Origin of the sequence: Nocardiopsis alba DSM 43377 (genome assembly GCF_000341225.1) — a bacterium.
Taxonomy (GTDB): Bacteria; Actinomycetota; Actinomycetes; order Streptosporangiales; family Streptosporangiaceae; genus Nocardiopsis; species Nocardiopsis alba.
On sequence record NZ_ANAC01000002.1, the window covers coordinates 142581 to 162969 of the forward strand.

At 70.4% G+C, this 20389-nt stretch carries 17 protein-coding genes; 8 read left to right on the forward strand and 9 right to left on the reverse strand.

The genetic code is table 11. From position 1 onward, the window contains the following. Nucleotides 1-88 precede the first annotated feature (88 nt). Nucleotides 89-322, reverse strand: coding sequence for a DUF397 domain-containing protein (locus tag D451_RS0102270; protein WP_014912955.1), 234 nt, complete (start codon nucleotides 320-322; stop codon nucleotides 89-91). Nucleotides 323-756: 434 nt separating this feature from the next. Then, the gene (locus D451_RS0102275) at nucleotides 757-1683 is read right to left on the reverse strand and encodes a helix-turn-helix domain-containing protein (protein WP_014908428.1); all 927 of its coding nucleotides are present in this window, start codon (nucleotides 1681-1683) and stop codon (nucleotides 757-759) included. A gap of 285 nt (nucleotides 1684-1968) precedes the next feature. Between D451_RS0102275 and D451_RS0102280 the strand changes: the two genes are divergently transcribed. Together D451_RS0102280 and D451_RS0102285 are read left to right on the forward strand one after the other, a co-directional pair. Next, nucleotides 1969-2520 carry an ATP-binding protein gene (locus tag D451_RS0102280; RefSeq protein WP_017533271.1) on the forward strand — a complete coding sequence of 184 codons (552 nt, stop codon included), beginning with the start codon at nucleotides 1969-1971 and terminating at the stop codon, nucleotides 2518-2520. 150 nt (nucleotides 2521-2670) lie between these two features. After that, nucleotides 2671-3030: an STAS domain-containing protein gene (locus tag D451_RS0102285; RefSeq protein WP_014908948.1), complete on the forward strand. Its 360-nt coding sequence runs from the start codon at nucleotides 2671-2673 to the stop codon at nucleotides 3028-3030. Between the two features lie 87 nt (nucleotides 3031-3117). Here D451_RS0102285 and glmS read toward each other — a convergent pair whose 3' ends face one another. Next, a complete protein-coding gene (gene glmS, locus D451_RS0102290; protein WP_081536471.1) occupies nucleotides 3118-4971 on the reverse strand; it encodes a glutamine--fructose-6-phosphate transaminase (isomerizing) in 1854 nt (617 codons plus the stop codon). A gap of 332 nt (nucleotides 4972-5303) precedes the next feature. On the opposite strand from glmS, the gene coaA reads away from it, so the two are divergent. The 3 genes from coaA (at nucleotide 5304) to D451_RS0102305 (ending at nucleotide 10294) form a co-directional block, all read left to right on the forward strand. Next, nucleotides 5304-6209 (forward strand): type I pantothenate kinase, encoded by a 906-nt coding sequence (coaA, locus tag D451_RS0102295; protein ID WP_026124759.1) that lies wholly within the window; start codon nucleotides 5304-5306, stop codon nucleotides 6207-6209. Nucleotides 6210-6401: 192 nt separating this feature from the next. Continuing rightward, on the forward strand, nucleotides 6402-8534 hold the full coding sequence (locus D451_RS0102300; RefSeq protein WP_017533273.1) for a HelD family protein: 2133 nt from the start codon (nucleotides 6402-6404) through the stop codon (nucleotides 8532-8534). A 128-nt stretch (nucleotides 8535-8662) separates the two neighbouring features. Continuing rightward, nucleotides 8663-10294 (forward strand): tetratricopeptide repeat protein, encoded by a 1632-nt coding sequence (locus D451_RS0102305; RefSeq protein ID WP_017533274.1) that lies wholly within the window; start codon nucleotides 8663-8665, stop codon nucleotides 10292-10294. Nucleotides 10295-10299: 5 nt separating this feature from the next. On the opposite strand, the gene D451_RS0102310 is transcribed toward D451_RS0102305, so the two are convergent. Further along, entirely contained in the window at nucleotides 10300-11028 is a 729-nt protein-coding gene (locus D451_RS0102310) for a DUF998 domain-containing protein (protein WP_017533275.1), read from the reverse strand. Between the two features lie 233 nt (nucleotides 11029-11261). Between D451_RS0102310 and D451_RS0102315 the strand changes: the two genes are divergently transcribed. From D451_RS0102315 to D451_RS0102325, 3 genes are all read left to right on the forward strand, one after another. After that, the gene (locus D451_RS0102315) at nucleotides 11262-12164 is read left to right on the forward strand and encodes a universal stress protein (RefSeq protein ID WP_014909643.1); all 903 of its coding nucleotides are present in this window, start codon (nucleotides 11262-11264) and stop codon (nucleotides 12162-12164) included. 392 nt (nucleotides 12165-12556) lie between these two features. Then, a complete protein-coding gene (locus tag D451_RS0102320) occupies nucleotides 12557-14353 on the forward strand; it encodes a phosphoenolpyruvate carboxykinase (GTP) (protein ID WP_026124760.1) in 1797 nt (598 codons plus the stop codon). 274 nt (nucleotides 14354-14627) lie between these two features. Beyond that, entirely contained in the window at nucleotides 14628-15401 is a 774-nt protein-coding gene (locus tag D451_RS0102325; RefSeq protein WP_017533277.1) for a bestrophin-like domain, read from the forward strand. 56 nt (nucleotides 15402-15457) lie between these two features. On the opposite strand, the gene D451_RS27655 is transcribed toward D451_RS0102325, so the two are convergent. The 5 genes from D451_RS27655 to D451_RS0102350 all read right to left on the reverse strand — a co-directional run bounded on the left by D451_RS27655 (nucleotide 15458) and on the right by D451_RS0102350 (nucleotide 20183). Continuing rightward, nucleotides 15458-16177 (reverse strand): hypothetical protein, encoded by a 720-nt coding sequence (locus tag D451_RS27655; protein ID WP_026124761.1) that lies wholly within the window; start codon nucleotides 16175-16177, stop codon nucleotides 15458-15460. A 121-nt stretch (nucleotides 16178-16298) separates the two neighbouring features. Continuing rightward, nucleotides 16299-17954: a sodium/solute symporter gene (locus tag D451_RS0102335; RefSeq protein ID WP_017533278.1), complete on the reverse strand. Its 1656-nt coding sequence runs from the start codon at nucleotides 17952-17954 to the stop codon at nucleotides 16299-16301. Next, nucleotides 17951-18379, reverse strand: coding sequence for a hypothetical protein (locus D451_RS0102340; RefSeq protein ID WP_017533279.1), 429 nt, complete (start codon nucleotides 18377-18379; stop codon nucleotides 17951-17953). Before D451_RS0102340 ends, D451_RS0102335 begins: the two co-directional genes overlap by 4 nt. Continuing rightward, complete coding sequence (locus tag D451_RS0102345; protein WP_017533280.1) at nucleotides 18376-19170, reverse strand: LytR/AlgR family response regulator transcription factor; 795 nt, start codon at nucleotides 19168-19170, stop codon at nucleotides 18376-18378. The genes D451_RS0102340 and D451_RS0102345 overlap by 4 nt, the downstream gene beginning before the upstream one ends. Continuing rightward, nucleotides 19167-20183, reverse strand: coding sequence for a sensor histidine kinase (locus tag D451_RS0102350; RefSeq protein WP_026124762.1), 1017 nt, complete (start codon nucleotides 20181-20183; stop codon nucleotides 19167-19169). The genes D451_RS0102345 and D451_RS0102350 overlap by 4 nt, the downstream gene beginning before the upstream one ends. Nucleotides 20184-20389 lie beyond the last annotated feature (206 nt).

Genomic DNA, 20389 nt, shown 5'->3' on the forward strand with positions numbered 1-20389 from the left:
GGAAGGTGGCCGTCGCAGGACGGGAGTGGACCGCGCGGCCGGCGGCGCACACACGTTTTTTCCGTTGTGGTCTGTGGTTCGTACGAGGTCAGCCCAGGAGGGCGTCGAAGTCGCCCGTCTTGGCCCCTCGTACGAAGGCCTCTATCTCGGCGGAGGTGTAGACGAGCGCGGGGCCCTCGGGGTCGCGGGAGTTTCGGACCGCGATGTCCCCGTCGGGGAGGGTGGCGATCTCGACGCAGTTCCCGTCCGGGTTGCTCCAACTGCTCTTGGTCCATGTGACCTGCAGCCGGTCGGCGGGAACGCCGTTGTAGATCGGGTGCATCCTCAACCTCCTGGAACTTCGGGGGACTGGTGAGCGGGTGTCCACGATGGCTCCAGCACGCCGTGCCCGTCAGGGCCGGGCCACCATGGCCGGACGTCTCGTCCGAGAATCGGTCCGCTTCTTCCAGGGTGGTCCTCTGTCTCCTTCCGAGCCCACAGCGTAGCTCATGCACGTGCATCCGTGATTGCATCAGTAAAAACTCATGTGCACCCCATAAGGGGAGACAGGGTGAAAGGCCAGGTCATCGCGGGTTTTCGTGTTGCGAGAATGGCCGGGTGTTCTCGGATCGTTCTCCACTCGTGGCCAAAGGTGGACACGGTGAAAGTCGATGTCCAGAGCTCAGGGTGATCGAACGATCACAGAAGGTGTCGACCTCTGTGCGACGAAAGGCCCCGGTCGGAGCCGGGGCCGTGGGGATCGCGGTGTCGGGAGGATCAGTCCCGGTGGAGCTCCAGGAAGCGCTCGAGGATGCCCTGGGTGTCGGAGGGGCGCGGGGCCTGGGTGGCGAGGTGGTCCATGGTCTGCGCGTAGCCGCTGGTGTCGTCGAACTTGTCGAAGTACAGCGCGCTGTTCAACTGCTCCAGATAGACCACGTCGGGGAGCTGCGGTGTGGGGAAGCGCAGGATGCTGAAGGGGCCGCCGGCCGCCGGGTGGCCGCCCATGGCGAAGGTGGCGATCTGGATCGTGACGTTGGGGCGGCGGGACATCTCGATGAGGTGCTCGATCTGGCCGCGCATCACCCGGGCGTTCCCGTAGGGGCGGTGCAGGACCGCCTCGTCGATCACGGCCCACAGCCGAGGGGCGGTGTTCTCGGCGTCGTTCTCGATCGTCAGGCGGCGCTGGCGATGCATGCGCATGTGCACTCGACTGTCGACGTCCTCGTCGGAGGTGGCCGTGCGGGAGAGCCGTATGACGGCGCGCGCGTAGTCCTCGCTCTGGAGCAGGCCGGGGACGAACTGCACCTCGTAGGTGCGGATCATCGAGGCGGCCTCCTCCAGGCCGACGTAGACCCCGAACCAGTGGGGCAGTACGTCGCCGTACTGGTGCCACCAGCCCTGGGCATTGGCGCTGGAGATCAGCCCGAGAAGTGCCTCTCGCTGTTCGCGATCATCCACTCCATAGAGTTTCAGCAGGTCATCGACATCGCGATGTTTGAAACTGACCTGGCCCAACTCCATTCGACTGATCTTGGCGTGGGAGGCGCGGATCGCGTAACCGGCGTCGTGCCGGGAAATACCCTTCTCCTGGCGCAACCGCCTGAGCTGGGTGCCCAGCAGAATGCGCAGAACGGTCGGGCCACCACTGGAATTGGCCAGAAAATCCTGTGTGACCTGGTGGTTCTGTATCGGATCGGCTACCACTTCGCCTCCCTAGAGCGGTATTGGCGTGAGCGGCGGCTCAGTATACCTACGGAGTTCCCTCTCGAACGGTACTCGGACCCGTTTCACCGAAGGTCCAAGGTCCCCTTCTTCGCATCTCCGGTAACGGAGGTGAATTCTTCGAGTCGCCCCCTACCGATGGGGGGAGTTCGTCCTATAGGGTTGCCGAACGTTGAGCTGCACGTGCATCTGTGTCTTACGTCTGTAAGGCACGCAGGGGCACGGAGGCGGTGGACGCGTGAACCGACATCACCCGTGAGGACAGTGATGAACGTAGAGCTGATGCCCCTGGAACCGGCCGCCGGGGCATCCTGGGACCCCCCCTCCCCGGCGGAGGCCTCCAAGGCGGTCCCGGGAGGTTGGTGGGATCCCTCACTCGGGAACCTGCGGATCGACGAGGGCACCCTCGGGGTCGGCATGGCCGGTCACGCCTACGCCGCGGTCCCGACCTCGGTGAGCCGGGCCCGTCGCTTCGCGGTCGCCTGTCTGGCCGAATGGGGGATGCCCGCGGCCGCCGACGACCTCGGCCTCATCGTCTCCGAACTCGTCGGCAACGCCTGCCGCCACGCGGTCACCGGCCGGATCCCCTCACGCACACGCGTCCTCCTCCAGCTCCGTCCGCTCCCCTCCATCGACGCCGTCGTTTGCATGGTCTCCGACCCCGAGACCCGAGGGCCCGCCCAGGCGCCGACGGACCGGTTCGCCGAATCCGGACGAGGGCTCGGCCTGGTCGCCGCGTTCAGTCGAGAATGGGGTTGGAGCACCGTCGCGGGACAGGGCAAGGTCGTCTGGGCGATCTGCGGTTCCGAACCACGCTGACCGGGAACACCCCTCCCCAGGGAACGGAGCGCGCTCGGGGGCGGGGATCCACGGCTCGGGCCTTCGACCCGAGTAGGCTGTCGGTGCATGTCGGTATTTGCCCGACAGCGACAGAGGATCCCCACAGACCCCGAACAGCGGGAGTAAGGCGTGGCCGTACTGGACTCGGACCGGGAGCGCTTCCCGTGCGATGGTCTCGCCGTCGTGCGCTTGGAGGGCGAGATCGACATCGCCACGGCCGAGGACGCCTACGTCCGTCTGCGCGAGGCGGTCCTGGAGAGCTGTACGGTCGTCGACCTGTCCGAGGTCGGGTTCATCGACGCCTCCGGGGTCAACGCCCTGGTCGGGGCGACGCGTCTGGCCACCGGCCTGGGTCGTCACCTCCTCGTGGCCGGACCTCCCGGGCAGCTCCGTCGGATCCTGGACGTCCTCGACCTCAACGACCTCCTACCGACCCACCCCGACGCCGAGGCCGCCCGGGCCACGCACGTCACCCACGCGCTGTCCTGAACGGCCTTCCGAGAGGGGCCGAACGACGACGGGGCGCGCCCGGCGGAGTACCGCCCGACACGCCCCGCCCCCTCGAGGACGTGAGCCCTACTCCACGGTCACGCTCTTGGCGAGGTTGCGCGGCTGGTCCACGTCGTTGCCCTTGGCCAGGGCCAGTTCACAGGCGAACACCTGCATCGGGATCGTCGCGACGATCGGCTGGAGCAGGGTCGGCACCGCCGGGATCTCGATGAGCACGTCGGAGTACGGACGCACCGCCTCGTCGCCCTCCTCCGCGATCACGATGGTGCGGGCGCCGCGGGCGCGCACCTCCTGGATGTTCGACACGATCTTGTCGTGCAGCACCCCGCGCCCCTTCGGGGAGGGGACCACGACGACGACCGGGAGGTCGTCCTCGATCAGCGCGATCGGACCGTGCTTGAGCTCGCCGGCCGCGAACGCCTCGGCGTGCATGTACGCCAGCTCCTTGAGCTTGAGCGCGCCCTCCATGGCGACCGGGTGGCCCACGTGGCGTCCGAGGAAGAGCACCGTGCTCGCGTCGGCGAGGGAACGGGCCAGTTCACGGACGGGCTCGACCGTGTCCAGGACCTTCTCGATCTGCTCGGGCATGGTGGCGAGCTGGGCGATGACGGCGTTGATCTCGTCGCCGAACTTCAGCCCGCGGACCTGGGCCAGGTAGAGGCCGACGAGGTAGCAGGCGGCGAGCTGGGTGAGGAACGTCTTGGTGGCGGCCACCCCGACCTCCGGGCCGGCGTGCGTGTACAGCACACCGTCGGACTCGCGCGGGATGGTCGAACCGTTGACGTTGCAGATGGACAGGACCTTGGCGCGCTGCTCCCGGGCGTAGCGGACCGCCATCAGGGTGTCCATGCTCTCGCCGGACTGGGAGATCGCGATGACCAGGGTCTGCTGGTCCAGGATCGGGTCGCGGTAGCGGAACTCGCTGGCTACCTCCACCTCGCACGGGACCCGGCACCAGTGCTCGATCGCGTACTTGGCGATCAGGCCCGCGTGGTAGGAGGTGCCGCACGCGATGATGACGATCTTCTCGACCGTGCGCAGCTCCTCCGGGGTCAGACGCATCTCGTCGAGGGTGAGCCGGCCGTCGGTCGAGACGCGGCCCAGGAGGGTGTCGGCGACCGCGCGCGGCTGCTCGACGATCTCCTTGAGCATGAAGTAGTCGTAGCCGCCCTTCTCGGCGGCGGAGGCGTCCCAGTCGACGTGGTACTCGTTCACCTCGACGGGCGTGCCGTCGTAGTCGGTGACGACCACGGAGTCGGCGCGCAGCTCCACGACCTGGTCCTGGCCCAGTTCGATGGCGTCGCGGGTATGGGCGATGAACGCGGCGACGTCGCTGGCCAGGAAGTTCTCACCCTGGCCTCGGCCGACGACCAGCGGCGAGTTGCGGCGGGCGGCGACCACCAGGTCGGGGTCGTCGGTGGAGACGGCGACCAGGGTGAAGGCGCCCTCCAGACGCTTGCACACATCGCGCATGGCGCCGGCCAGGTCACCGTCGCCCCGGCGTCCCAGCTCCACGGAGAGCAGGTGCGAGGCGACCTCGGTGTCGGTGTCGGAGAGGAACTTGCAGCCTTCCTCCTCCAGCTCCTGCCGGAGGGCGGCGAAGTTCTCGATGATGCCGTTGTGGACGATCGCCACACGGTTGCCGTTGTCGACGTGAGGATGGGCGTTCACGTCGTTGGGGGCACCGTGGGTGGCCCAACGGGTATGCCCGATGCCGGCGCCCTCGCCGGTCACGGGGTTCTCTTCCAGGGCCTTCCGAAGGTTGGCGAGCTTGCCCGCCCTCTTCTCGGTGCTCAGGGCGCCGTCGCCCAGGACGGCCACACCCGCGGAGTCATATCCGCGGTACTCCAACCTTGCCAGGCCGTCCACGACGACCTCGAGCGCCGGTTGCGGCCCGACGTAGCCAACGATTCCGCACATGGCCGACAGCGTAAGCGAAAAGGGTGGGCGAATCGACCAACCAGCGTGTCATACCACTGCTTGTTTTCCCAGGTAACGGTATAGACCATTTGGTGTATGGGGGGTAGACCACGCAGGTGGGGCCGCTGGTCGAGACCACGAGTGGAACCGGTTCTACCCGGCTCGGCGCGGGCGAAAAAACCTTCGCCGACATGCGGACGAACATGTGGTTTCGGGCACGTTCCGGCTTCAGTCGGGAAAATGGGGGACCGTCCGCCCGGAGTGGGAGGGCGGCTCGTCTAGGGTGGTCAACCGTGTCTCACGCGACGAAGAACGGCTTCTCCTCGCCCTACGTGGAGTTGGACCGCACAGCCTGGGCCGCGCTCCGCGCCTCCACGCCCCTATCCCTCACCGAAGCCGACCTCAACGAGCTTCGCGGGACCAAGGACCCCACCTCCCTGGAGGAGGTGAGGGACATCTACCTGCCGCTGTCACGGCTGCTCAACCTCTACGTGGGCGCCACCCAACAGCGACACGCCGCCGTGCGCGCCTTCCTCGGGGAGACCGGGCGGCCCTCCCCGTTCATCATCGGGGTCGCGGGCAGTGTCGCCGTGGGCAAGTCGACCACGGCCCGGCTCCTGCGCTCACTGCTCGCCCAGTGGCCCAACCACCCCGACGTCGAGCTGGTCAGCACCGACAACTTCCTGTACCCCAACGCGGTCCTGAAGTCGCGCGGCCTCATGCGCCGCAAGGGCTTCCCCGAGAGCTACGACCGGCGGGCCCTGGTCCGCTTCGTCTCGGAGATGAAGGCCGGCGCCGACCGGATGGACATCCCCGTCTACTCCCATCTGCACTACGACATCGTCCCCGACGAGCGTCAGACCGTGCACCGCCCCGACATCCTCATCGTCGAGGGCATCAACGTCCTCCAGCCCGCGACGGCCGGACGCCTGGCCGTCGCCGACTTCTTCGACTACTCCATCTACGTCGACGCCAAGGTCGAGAACGTCCGCAACTGGTACCTGGACCGCTTCCTCGAACTCCGCCGCACCGCCTTCTCCGACCCCCGCTCCTACTTCCACCACATGGCCACGACGATCGGCGAGGAGGAGGCGCTGGGGTTCGCCTCCGATACCTGGCGCACCATCAACGAGGTCAACCTCGTGGAGAACATCCGACCCACCCGGGGCCGGGCCACACTGGTCCTGTTCAAGGGGGAGGACCACCGGGTCAGCCGGGTCCGTCTGCGCAAGACCTGACCAGAGGGCGACGAAGGCGACGAAACGGGCGGCCCCCGCCCGTTCGGGTAGGCTTCCTCCTTCGGCCTCGTCACCCCACGGGGTCTTGTACGCGCTCATGGATCGGAACGAACCGGGCCTTCACGGCGACCGGGGCGGGACCGCGCGTACGCGCGAAGCCGCGTCCTGTCCCGCCGACATCCGAGGTCCTTCATGACCGCCACCGATCCCACGATCGCGCCCGAAAACCCCGAACTCGTCGCCGAACGCCGTCATCTGGCCGCCGCGCGAGCCGCCCTTCGCCGTATGCGCGAGGAGGTCGACGCCACCGAGCTGCTCTTCGGCGACGTCGTCAAGGACAAGGTCACCGACGCCGCCCTGCGCCGCGGTCGGGAACGCCGCCTCGCCGCGCTGTCCGACATCCCCGACGCGCCCCTGTACTTCGGTCGCCTGGACTTCGACCAGGGCACCGTCTTCCTGGAGGAGGACGTGAGGCCGGACGAGGAGTACGACCGGATCCACATCGGCCGCCGCCACGTGCACGACCCCGAGGGCCGCCCCATGGTCCTGGACTGGCGGGCGCCGATCAGCATCGCCTACTACCGGGCCACCCCCGCCGACCGGATGCTCACGCGTTCCCGGCGTCGCTACGGCTTCACCACCACGACCGGCCCCGGCGGAGAGCCCGAGAGCCACCTGACCGCCTTCGAGGACGAGGACCTCCTCGGGGGAGGGCAGGGCGACGGCGTCGGCGGAACGCTCCTCGACGCGGAGATCGAACGCCCCCGCACCGGTCCCATGCGCGACATCGTCGCCACCATCCAGCCCGAGCAGGACGACCTGGTCCGCGCCCCGCTGGAGACCACCCTGTGCGTCCAGGGCGCTCCGGGCACCGGTAAGACCGCCGTGGGCCTGCACCGCATCGCGTACCTGCTCTACACCGAACGCGCGCGCCTGTCCCGTTCCGGGGTGGCGATCATCGGACCCAACCGCTCCTTCCTCTCCTACATCCGCGACGTGCTCCCCGCCCTGGGCGAGGTGGACGTCCACCAGACCACCGTCCTGGAGCTCATCACCCGGGATCTTCCCGAACGCTCCCGTCCCGCCAAGGGGTGGGTCGGACGCACGGAGACCCCGAGCGCGGCGCGGATCAAGGGTTCGGCGGTGATGGCCGAGATCCTCCGTCGCGACCTGTGGTCCCACCTGCGCTCACCGGAGGAGACGATCGTGGTCCGCAGGGGAGCGCGCCGATGGCGCCTCTACCCCGAGGACGTGCGTCCGCTCCTCACCGAACTGGCCGAACGAGGGATCTCCTACGGTTCCGGCCGCGAACTGCTCTCGCACCGCATGGCGCACGTACTCCTCACCCTGATGGAGGCCGAGGGGGAGGTCTGCGACGACCGCACCCACACCAGGGTCCGTCGGGATCCGGCGGTGCGTGCGGCGGTCACCGCCCTGTGGCCCAAGGTCGACCCGCTCAGGATGGTCTTCGGTCTGCTCACCGACCCCGAACGGCTGGCCCGGGCGGCCGAGGGGCTGCTCGCCCCCGAGGAACAGGCCGCTCTACTGCTGCCGGGCAAACCCCGGGGGCCCAAGTCCGCCCGATGGTCGGAGGAGGACCTGACCCTGGTGGACGAGGCCGCCTCACTGATCGAACGGCCCTCCGGTATGGGGCACGTGGTCGTGGACGAGGCACAGGACCTGAGCCCGATGCGGTGTCGGGCGGTCGGCCGGCGCGGTGGTTCCGGTTCGTTCACGGTGCTGGGCGACATCGCCCAGGGGACCGACCCGTCGGCGGCGCGTCACTGGTCGACCCTGCTGGAGCACCTGGGCAGGCCCGATGGACACCTGCACGTCCTGGACCGGGGCTACCGGGTCCCCGCTCAGATCATCGACTTCGCTGCCGGGCTGCTGCCGACCATCGCCCCGGGCCTCGGCGCCCCCGTCGCGGTGCGCCGCTCTCCCGGCTCGTTGCGGGTCGTACCGACCACCGAGGAGGAGCGGACCGCCGACCTGGCCCGGGCCTGTCGTGAGGCGCTCGAAGGCGACGGCTCGGTGGGGCTGATCGCCGCCGACGACCGACTCCCCGCGCTGTGCGAGGCCTTGGCGGCGGAGGGGGTGGAGGCACCCCCGATCGGCGAGGTCGGTCTGGACGGCGCCCGTCTGGTCGCCGTCCCCGCGAGCCTGGCCAAGGGTCTGGAGTTCGACGCGGTGGTGGTCTCCGAACCCGCCGAGATCGTCGAGGCCGAGGAACGCGGGGCCAACCGGCTGTACGTGGTGCTCACCCGCGCGGTGGGTTCCCTGCACGTGGTCCACGCCCGCCCCCTCCCGGAGCAGCTCGTCTGACCGATCCCCCCGGACACGTCTGGCCTCTTTCGGGGGGTCCGGCGCGCTCGCCGGAGAATCGTATGAAACCTCACAGCGGTTTTCCACGTCGGACCGGGTGCGACGGACACGCGAGAAGGGGGAACGGTATGAGGGGCGTGGTCCTCGACGATCTCAGGAGGCCCTCCGGTACGGGGGACCCGGGGCTGGACCGGCGACTGTGGCGGGCGATGGAGGGCGTGGGGACCATCGATCCCGAACGGGCCGTCGAGGACCTGCGCGACCTGCACCGGGAGGTGGTGGAACGGGTGGGGGCCGGCCACCCCGAGGCGCTGACGGTCCGTGTCCACATGGCGTTGTGTCTGGAACGCAAGGACGACCCGGTGGGCGCCGCCATCGACCTCAGCGGTCTGGTGGGGGAGCTGTCGGAGGACATCGGTCCCCTGCACCCGCACATGCTGGCGTTGCGCGCGGAGATCGCCCGCCTGTGGGGCGAGTCCGATCTCGTCGACCTGGCCGCGGACAGCTACGAGCGACTGGCCCGCCTGCTCGAGCAGGCGCGCGGCGCCGACGACCCGGGGACGCTCGCCGCCCGTGAGCGCTTCGCCTGGTGGACGGGGAAGACCGACCGCCCCGAGGCGACGGCGGAGGCCTACGACGACCTGCTCGACCGGCGACGTCGGGCCCTGGGGCCCAACCACCCCGAGGTGTTGGAGACCCGGACCGAGCTCGTGCGGTGGCGTCTGGCGGCGGGGGACCCGGTCGGGGCGGCCCGGTGCGGCGAGGACGAGGTGGCCGCCTACGAACGGGTGCGGGGCGCGGGCCACCCCGACACCCTGGCCGCTCGGTCGCGGCTGGTGCGTTCCTATGAGGCGGCCCACGACCCGGCGGGCGCCGTCCGGGCCTGTGAGGGGCTGCTCCGGGCCCGGCTGATGACCCAGGGTCCCGACGAGCGCGAGGTCCTCAACACCCGTCGGACGCTCGCCCACCACCGTGTCTCCTCGGGCGACCCGTTGCGCGCCGAACGGGACTACGAGGAACTGCTCACCGACCTGGCCCGTCTTCTGCCCGCGGATCACCGGATCACCCTGCTCACCCGGTTCGGCCGCGCGCGTCTGCTCTTCCTCCTCGGGGAGACCGAGACGACCGGGGCGGAGCTGACCGCGATCCTCCCCGACCTGGAGCGGGTGGTGGGGGAGGATCACGAACACGTGCTGGAGGCCGGCTTCCTCCTGGTGGCCTCGCGCGTCACCACCGGCGACGCGGGGGAGGCCCTCGACGAGGCGGAGGCGCTCCTGCCGAGGCTGAGTCGCCGTCACGGCGACCGCCACTACGCGACCCTGTTCGTCCGCTCGCAGGTCATGGAGGGCCGGGGCGATCCCGCCGCGCTCGACGTCCAACGGGAGCTGCTCCGTGAATGGGAGAGGCTGTTGGGGCCGACCCACCCCAACACCCTGGTGGTCCGGTTGCGGCTGGCCACCGCGGAGGAGTCGTCGGGGGAGCCCGACCGAGGGCGCCTCGACGGGCTGTACGAGGAGTTCGCCCGGTCGCTGGGGCCCGACCACGGGCTGACGGTGATGTTCCGGGCGCTGCTCATCACCATGGACGAGGACGAGCCCACCGCGCTCGAGGAGCTCGGCGAGCTGTACCACGGGTGCGTACGGGCGCTGGGGACCGACGCCCCCGGCACCCGGGCGGCCCTGGAGGCCTACACCGAGTGGCTGGGGTTCGTCGTCGGTAGAGAGGGGGCCCCGGAGCGGCCGGAGCGGCGCCCCGCGTGACCGGTCTAGGCCGCGCGTTCGGGGATCCGGCGGGCCCGGCGGGTCCGCTTCCACTGTCCGGGCACCAGGCCCACCGCCAACAGCCACAGGGCGACCGTCACCAGGTGGAGACGTTCGGCGAGACCGAGCGCGACGCCGGGGGAACCGTCTCCGGCCGAGGCGTACAGCAGGGACGCGAGTACCAGCACGACCACCACCGCCACGGCCTGCGCAGCGGTGATCAGCGCCAGGACCGGCCAGGCGCGCTCCCCGGCCCGACGCCGGTCCAGGGTGAGCGCGATCGCCGACACCAGCGCCGCGAGGATGGAGATCACGGCGATCGGGGGCTGGACGGCCGTCGCGCCGTCGACCCCCTCGACCAGGGTCTCCACGGCGCACGCCGCGTCCGTGGAGACCACGCACCGTCCGGGCAGCAGGGAGGCGGCCAGCGAGGCCGCGCCGAACACGGCCATCGACCACCAGGCGATCGTCAGGAGTCGGCGGGGGCGCGTGGCCCCCAGGGTCAGGCCCAGGCCCGCGGCGAGCATCACCAGGATCGCGGCGGTCCGATGCGCGCTGTCCAGGAAACGGCCGAAGGAGGAATCGGGATCGGCGAGCGCCCCGCTCGTGGAGTCCGGGCTCCCGACGAAGACGATCTCCAGTGTCCACAGGCTGTAGACGAGGGCGGCCATGACCGCGGCCACTCGCCCGTCCCGGTAGTCCCAGTGCAGGGTGCTGGTGTTCGAGTAAGGCATCGCGTCCCCAATCCGCCGATGACTCTTCTATACCTCTCGGACGCTTCGAAACACCCGTACGGTTCCATCCCCGTGCGGACACCGGCCGTTCTGGGACCCTACGTCACCCGACTCGCGGCGGCACCGTTACCCACGGGTGCGTGTTCGAGCGGCATCATCGTGGAACATCACGGGAACACCGGTCGGGCCGGAACCGGAGAAGGCCATCGACGACCGACGGAAGGGCGCATGGGATGAACGGCGCATCCACGACACGATGGATGGTCGTGGGGGTGGACGGCAGCGATTCCAGCAGACACGCGCTGGAGTGGTCGGCCCACCAGGCCTCGCTCCGCGGTCTGGGGGTGCTGATCGTGGCCGCGGCGCGCCCGTTGACGACCGACGGGTTCGAGGTCTGGCCCGAGACGGAACCGCCCGAGGGCGGGGACGAGGGGGCCGGGGCCGGGCGGTTGCTCGACCACGCCCAGGACTGGGTCTCGCGGCTCTTCCCCGAACTGGCCGTGCGGACCCGATTGTCGTTCGACCGTCCGGCCCGTGCCCTGGTCTCGGCCGCCTCCGAACCCGGGGTGGCCGCGGTCGTGGTGGGTTCGCGAGGGTTGAGCGGGATCGCCGCCGCGTTCGTGGGGTCGGTGGGGATCGAGCTCGCGGCCCGCGCTCCGGTCCCCGTGATCGTGCTGCCCCGGGACCACGCCGCCGCCTACGGGGTGCGCAGCCGGGTCATCGTGGGTGTGGACGGGTCCGAACCCGGCCGTCGGGCGTTGGAGTTCGCGTTCGCCCAGGCGGAGTTCGCCGACACCGAGCTGGTGGCGGTCAGCGCCTGGCAGCCGCTGGTGGCCTTCGCCGCGGCGACCGGGCCGATCCCGCCCGAGTTGTTCGACGACGCCACCGCGGCCGAGGCGGCGCGCCAGGCCTTGGAAGAGGAACTCGCGGAGCCGAGCCTGCTCCGGCCGAACGTCCGGGTGAGCACGCGCGTGGTGCGGGCCCATCCGGTGGTCGCCCTGCTGGAGGAGGCCACTCCGGCGGATCTGATCGTGGTGGGCTCCCGGGGGCGTGGCGGGTTCCGCGGCCTGCTCCTGGGGTCGGTGAGCCACGCCGTCCTGCACGGGGCGCGGGGTCCGGTCGCCATATTGCGCTGAGCCCGTCCCCGGCGTCGTTCGCGGTCAGGGGGCCGGGCGCGACGTCGCAGGGTGTCGCGCCGGGGCCGTCGCACAGGTCTATTCGCGATGCCGGCGGGTGAGATCGGGTATGTGACGAACAGCACCGAGTGTCGGTGTCGACCGGGCGTTTTCCCCGTGTGGTGGGGGAAACCGCCTCCGATCAGCATCGAGAGGGGAGCGTTCGTCCCTGCTTCGGTGCACGGACTCGCGTGACCGAATCGCCTGCTGTGCAGTGGGATCGGGGGTTTTCGCGACCCAAGTTTAGACCACTGGCCTAGACCAATTGGTCAGTGTTGCCACTCGTCGTTCATGATGCGAGGGATCTCGTAATTCGAAGAGGAGTCGTTGTGACCGCTGACGTGGGTATCGATCTGGGCGTAGTCCCGACCAAGAACGAGGAGCTCGTCGCCTGGGTTCGCGAGGTCGCCGAGCTCACCAGGCCGGACGAGGTCGTGTGGTGTGACGGGTCCGAGGAGGAGTGGACGCGACTGACGGACCTGCTCGTCGAGCAGGGCACGTTCACCCGCCTCAACCCGGAGAAGCGCCCCAACAGCTTCTACTGCACGTCCGACCCGACGGACGTCGCCCGTGTCGAGGACCGCACCTTCATCTGCTCCGAGCGTGAAGAGGACGCGGGTCCCACCAACAACTGGATCGCCCCCGACGAGATGCGCGCCACCTTCGGCGAGGTCTTCAAGGGCTCGATGCGCGGCCGCACCATGTACGTGGTGCCGTTCTGCATGGGCCCCCTCGGCGGCGACATCTCCCAGCTCGGCGTCGAGATCACCGACTCCCCCTACGTCGTCGTCTCCATGCGCATCATGGCCCGCATGGGCGAGGCCGCCCTGCGTCTGATCGAGGAGCGCGGCGACTTCGTCAAGGCCGTCCACTCCGTCGGCGCCCCGCTGGAGCCCGGCCAGGAGGACGTCGCCTGGCCCTGCAACTCCACCAAGTACATCTCGCACTTCCCCGAGACCCGTGAGATCTGGTCCTACGGCTCCGGCTACGGCGGCAACGCCCTGCTGGGCAAGAAGTGCTACGCGCTGCGCATCGCCTCGGTCATGGCCCGCGACGAGGGCTGGCTCGCCGAGCACATGCTGATCCTCAAGGTCACCTCGCCCGAGGGCGCCTCGCACTACGTCGCCGCCGCCTTCCCGAGCGCCTGCGGCAAGACCAACCTGGCCATGCTCCAGCCGACCATCCCCGGCTGGAAGGTCGAGACCGTCGGCGACGACATCGCCTGGATGCGCTTCGACTCCGAGGGCCGTCTGCGCGCCATCAACCCGGAGGCCGGCTTCTTCGGCGTCGCCCCCGGCACCGGCGAGAAGACCAACGCCAACGCGATCGAGACGCTGTGGGGCAACAGCATCTTCACCAACGTCGCGCTGACCGAGGACGGCGACGTGTGGTGGGAGGGCCTCACCGAGGAGGCCCCGGCCGGTCTCACCGACTGGAAGGGCCGCCCCTGGACCCCCGAGTCCGGTGAGCCCGCCGCGCACCCGAACTCCCGCTTCACCACCCCGGCCGGTCAGGCTCCGACCATCGCCGACGAGTGGGAGGACCCGGCGGGCGTGCCGATCTCGGCCATCCTCTTCGGCGGCCGTCGCGCCACCGCGGTCCCGCTGGTCAACGAGTCCTTCAGCTGGCAGCACGGCGTCTACATGGGCGCCAACGTCTCCTCCGAGAAGACCGCCGCCCAGGAGGGTTCCGTCGGCGAGCTGCGCCGCGACCCCTTCGCGATGCTGCCGTTCTGCGGCTACAACATGGGCGACTACTTCGCCCACTGGGTGAAGCTGGGCCAGAGCGCCGACGAGACCAAACTGCCGAAGATCTTCTACGTCAACTGGTTCAAGAAGGACACCGACGGTCGGATCGTGTGGCCCGGCTTCGGTGAGAACAGCCGCGTCATCAAGTGGATCATCGAGCGCCTCGAGGGCAAGGCCTCCGCCGTGGAGACCCCCATCGGGTACGTTCCGACCGCCGACGCCATCGACACCGAGGGTCTGGACATCTCGGACGAGGACATGCGCTTCGTCCTCGACGTCGACCGTGAGATCTGGAAGCAGGAGGCCGCCCTGGTCCCCGAGTTCTTCAAGACCTTCGGCGACCACCTTCCCGCCGAGCTGTGGGACGAGTACCACGCGCTGCTCGACCGTCTGGAGAAGTAGCGCCTCCATGATCGGCCCCGCTTCCGCGCACGGGGCCGACCGACCACGGGGCGCGGACACCGCACGGTGTCCGCGCCCCGTTCGTGTGTCCGGCCGGTGCTCGGCGCTCCCCCGGGGCATCGGGTGATGTGTCCGGGCAGATCATGACATGGGGGAAACCGCAGGTCCGAGCGTGGGCACGGCCCGATGACGCTTTCCCCTTTTCCACCCGGGCGGTGCCGTACGGCGTGCTAAGGATGGTCCGTCCTCTGCCGAGAACCCCCGGGAAACCCTCATGCTCACGTCGTTCGTCGTCATCGCCGTCCTGGTAGCCATGGTCGGTGGTGCCGTGCTGGTCGCCCGGCGCCACCGGATCTCCGGAGACCTCTCCGGTGGTGCCGTGGGCGTCGTCATCGCGCCCTGCGTCCTGTCCCTGTACCTCGTGGCCGCGGCCATGGCCGTGGTCATCGGATGGGAGGACTACAAGTCGGCCGAGGACGACATGATCGCCGAGGCCGGCGCGGCCCAGGCCCTGTACTGGAGCAGCACCGCGTTCCCCGGCGAGGAGGGCGAGGCCGTCCGCGGTCACCTGCGCGCCTACCTGTCGACGGTGGTGGAGGACGACTGGCCGCTGATGGAGTCGAGCGGGGAGCTGAGCCCCGGTGGCGACGACGACCTCGCCATGCTGTCCGCCTCGGTGCGGACCCTCTCGGTCTCCGACACCGGCGACGGGCTGGACCGGTTGACCGCCCGCCAGGAGCTCACCAAGCTCAGCGACGCGCGCGCCCAGCGCGCCGACGCGGCCGAGGACGGGATCCCCGTGGCCCTGATGGCCATCACCGTGCTGTCGGCCGTGGTCATCGCGGTACTGCCGTTCGCCATGATCCAGAAGGGGACCAGGACCGCCTACTTCTGGGCCGGGGTGAACCTGGCGTTCCTGTTCGGAACGGTCGTGCTGCTGCTGTTCATGGGCAACCCCTACAACGGGGTCCTGGCCAATGATCCGGGGGCGATCGAGGACGCCGTGGAGGGGTTCGATCGCGCCGACCTGACCTTGGAGCGACCGTGATCGTCGCCGCGTGACCCGGGCCCGTCCCGCCGTGCCACGGCGGGACGGGCCCTTCGTCATCCGACCGCGCCGGCCGCCACGGCGCGACCGCCGCCGACGGCCGCGCCCACGGCGACGATCGCGACGACGACCATCGTGCGCATCGGGGTGAACGCCTCGGAGGACTCGGCCGAAGCGGACGTACCGGTGTCCGGAAGGAGCGCCTCCTGGACCGGGGGCGGAAGGTCCGCGGGCGCTTCGGGCTCCTCCGCCGGCGTCTCGAACGGGTCCTCTTCGGAGGGCGGGGCCGACTCGGGCGGTGCCTCCGAGACCTCCGGGCCGGGCTCGTCCGCCTCGGGCTCCTCCGGCTCGCCGGGGGGCACACGCGGCGCCTCCGAGTCGGGCGGCGGCGCCGGTTCCTCCGGCACGGGCTCCTCCCGGGGCGGCTCCTCCGGGGCGGGCGGCTCTGGAGACGGGGGCGGCGGAGGCGGTGGCGTGCACATCGGAGCCCGATCCGTGTGGATGACCACGTGGGTGCCGTTGGCGCACACCACGACGTGCGGGCCGGGCCGGATGTCGACGTACGCGTTCGGGGTCTCCACCTGGGTGCCGGAGGGGTCCACGTCCACCTGTGAGGCGCCGGCGTCGGTGTCCGTCTCCGACGGCATGACCCGCGTGGCGGGGGCGGCCCGTTCGACGAAGGCCGACACGGGGCCGGCCGTGATCGCGAGCGCTCCCGCCGCCAGGCAGACGAGGGCCGAGACGCGACGGCGGGTGGCGGGGGTCCGTTTCCTCAAGGGGCGGTTCCGGTGCGATGCGGGGGGAGAGGAGGGGGGTCGTGACTCCTCGTGCTTCTGTCTGTTCACACGGTGATGCTACGGGGCGGGGGCGCTCCCCCAAGACGGAATCGAGCCGGTCCTAGGGGGAGTGCAGGCGCAGGACCGCGTGCTCGGCCCACTCCGGGGGACGGGTGAGACGGGAGACGACCATCATCGTCAGAAAGGCCAGTGGAATGGTCCAGGCGGCGGGCTGGGCCAACAGCACCGTGACCCATCCGGGCGGGGTGGAGAACAGGATCGACCAGCCCACGGCGCCCGTGGCGGTCACCCCGCCCACGATCAGGCCGGCGGCGGCCCCCGGCAGGGTCAGACGACGCCACCAGATGCCCAGCACCAAGAGGGGGCAGAAGGTCGACGCGGCCACGGTGAACGCCCACACCACCAGGACGTTGATGTCGATGGTCCGGGCGGGCAGCGCCAGGAGCACCGAGACACAGGCGCCGATCACCACCGCCAGCCGTAGCCGGGGCACACTGCCCTGGAAGAGGTCGTGCGAGAGCCCTCCGGCCAGGGCCAGCAACAGTCCGGAGGAGGTCGACAGGAACGCTCCGAAGGCGCCCGCGGCGACCAGCGCGGTCAGGAGGGTGCCCACCGCGCCCGGGGCGGCCTGGGCGGGCAGGACCACCGCCACGGTGTCGGTGCCCTGGAGCATCACCAGTTGGGGGGTGAGCACCCGGCCGAGCAGTCCGTAGACGGCGGGGAAGAGGTAGAACAGCCCCAACAGGGCGATCACGCCGACCGCGACGCGGCGGGCGGTACGCGCGGTCGGGCTGGTGTGGAAGCGCATGATCACGTGCGGAAGGCCCATACAGCCCAGGGTGATGGCCAGCAGTGTCGACCAGGTCTCGAACAGAGGTCGCCCGCCCACGCTCAACAACGGGGTGCTCCACTGTTCCCCGCCCAGTTCCGGTAGTCCCTCCGGGTGCGGGATCCCGGTGCCCTCGGGGAAGACGTACTCGGTGCCCGGCGCGACCGTGTGCGCCCCCGCGGACAGTTCCCGCTCCCCGCCATCGGCCGTGACGACGGTGACCGGCTCGTCGAGGGTGAAGTCGGTGGGGACGGAGAACTCGACCCGGGTGTCGGCGGGGAAGTGGGTGCCCCACTCCGGGTGCAGGGCCTCGGCCCGGGTGTCGGCCCCGGCCTGTACCACCAGGTAGATCGCGGGGACGGCGAGGAAGATCAGCTTGACGACGTAGTGGAAGGCCTGCACGTAGGTGGCCGAGCGCATGCCGCCCGCCGCGATGGATCCGCTCACCACCAGCCCCGCCAGCACCACGCCCACCCAGTAGGGGGTGTCGCTGACCAGGCTCAGCACCACACCCGCGCCCTTGAACTGGGGCACCAGGTACAACAGCATGATCACCAGGACCACGCAGCCGCACAGCTTGCGCAGCCGGGGCGCGCCCAGGCGGTACTCGGCGAAGTCCGGGACAGTGAAGGCGCCCGAACGTCGCATCGGCCCCGCCACCAGGGCGACCACGGCGACGTAGCCGGCGGTGAACCCCACCGCGTACCACATGGTGCCCAGACCGTTCTTGAGCAGCAGCCCCGCCAACCCCAGCACGGAGGCGGCCGACAGGTACTCGCCCGCGATCGCCAGGGCGTTCCAGTTGGGGGACACCCGACGGGAGGCCACCAGGAAGTCCGACGTGGACCGGGCGGCCCGCACCCCGTAGACCCCGATGATCAGACTCGTGACGAGCACCAGACCGATGGCCGGTACCGCAGCCGTCATGAGGCGACCTCGGCGTCCCCGGCCTCGCGCGACCCGTACGAGGGGTCCTCGCCCGGTCGGACGTCGCCCTTCTCCTCCTCGGCCCTGCGTTCCAGACCCTCGGCCGACCGCACGTGCCACAGGGCCAGGGCGAGCAGGGCCGGATAGATCGCCACCGTCAACAGCAGCCAGGAGACCGGGACCCCCGACCACCTGAGCTCGCCGAGCGCCGGGAACAGGGCGAAGGCCCCGCTCAACCCGAACAACAGGGTCCCCAACGCCACCACCGTGCGTATCGCGGCGCGGCGCTGGGCCTTGAAGAGGGTGCGCGCCGCCAGGGTGTCCACCGGTCCGGGCACCGGTTGCAGGTGCTGGACCGGCCGGTTGCCCCGGGCCAGGGCGATCCTCGTCTGCGGGCTCGTGAGCTTCTCCCGGCGCGGGCTCACGGTTGCTCCTTGGCCGTCCCCGACGGACGCGCGGTCGCCGAACGGCCGAGCTGGTCCCGCTTGGCCGCCTCCAACAGACGGGCGCGCAGATGCCGTCCGTGCCTGCGGCTCACCGGGACGTCCCCGGCGGGGGTCCCGGCGACCAGCCCGGAGGATGAGGTCACGCGCAGGTCCCGGACCCAGGGGATGGCGATGAGGAAACCGCGGTGGACCCGGACGAACCCGGCGGCGGCCCACACCTCCTCCAGGTACGACAGAGACAACCGGATCAGGTGGGTGCCGTCGGCGGTGTGCAGCCGCACGTAGTCGCCCTGGGCCTCCACGAACTGCACGTCGTCGCGTTTGACGAACACGGTGCGTCGGCCGGTGTCGATCTGGACCACGTGCAGGTCCTCGGCGGGGGAGGAGTGCCCGCTCGGGTTGCGCAACTGGGCGATCCGTCCCACCGCCTCGGCCAGCCGCTCGGGTCGGATCGGCTTGAGCAGGTAGTCCACCGCCCCGATCCCGAAGGCCTCCACGGCGTGCGCCTCCGAGGCGGTCACGAACACGATCGACGGGGGGTCCGACATGACGGTCAGGACCCGGGCCACGTCCATGCCGTCCAGCCCGGGCATGAGGATGTCGAGGAAGGCGGCGTCGATGGTCCGCGTGCCCAGCAGACGCACCGCGGTGGCCCCGTTGGGGGCCACCAGGACCTCCGACACCTCGGGCATGTCCTCCAGCAGGGCCGCCATCTCCTGGCGGGTGGAGGACTCGTCCTCCACCACCAGGACACGGAGTTCGGGTCTCATCCGACCACCACTCCGGGGGCGAATCTCGGTACGCGCACGGTCACCTTCGTCCCTTCTCCCAGCGCGGTCTCGATCACCAGACCGTACTCCGGTCCGTAGACCGCCCGCAGACGCTGGTCGACGTTGGCCAGACCGACGCCGCGCGACTCCGGCCCGGTCCCGGCGAGCAGGGCCCGCGCGAGCTCGGGGTGCATCCCCACCCCGTCGTCCTCGATCTCGATCACGCACAGGGGTCCCTCGCCGAAGCCGGACACGCTGATGTGCCCGCGCCCCTCCTTGCGCTCCAGTCCGTGCCGGATCGCGTTCTCCACGATCGGCTGCACCACCAGGAAGGGGACGGCCACGGGCAGCACCTCCGGGGCCATCCGCACGGTGATGTCCAGCCGGTCGTGGAAACGGGCCCGCTGGAGTTCGAGGTAGGTCTGGGTGGCCTCCAATTCGTCGGCGACCGTCGCGTAGTCGCCCTTGTCGGAGAAGCCGTACCGCAGGTAGTCGGCGAAGTCCGAGAGCAGCCGGCGGGACCGGTCCGGATCGGTGCGGACCAGGGCCGCGATCACGGCGAGGGCGTTGTGCACGAAGTGCGGGGAGATCTGGGCGCGCAGGGTGCGCAGGTCGGCGGCGGCGATCCGGGCCCGCGCCCGTCGCAGCGCCGCGTGGTCCAGGTTGTCCGACACCAGGGCGGCGGCGGCCTCGACGTCGGCGTCGACGGGATCGCCGATCGCCACCAGGGCGCCGTCGAGCTCGTCGGCGACGTGGAGCGGCACGGCGCACATCGAGGAGCCGTCGGCCGTACGGGCGCGTACGCCACCGCCGTATTCGAAGACCTGGGCGAGGACGCCGTCGATCTCGGCCGCGTCCGGCCGTGTCCCGTTCGAGGTGACGGGTCCGTCGAGGTCGGCCAGGAGGACCCCGTCCACGGACAGGAGGCGGCGCAGGCGTCGGGCGGCCGCGCCGACACCGCGGCCGTGCAACCCGTCACGAAGGTCGGCTCCCAGGGCGTGGATCTGACGCATCAATTCCACACTCGCCCGGTGCTCCGACGTCGTGGGGCGTCGGGAGGGGGAGAACCACGACAGCCACCGATACGACACGGGCCGATCCTATCGCCGTGCTCTGTGTCGACGGTCACGTCCGGGTCTCCCTTTCCCGACGAAGGAACGCACGGACCCGCCGGTCCCCGAAGGAGACCGGCGGGCCGGGGGGACGGGCGGCGGCGTGG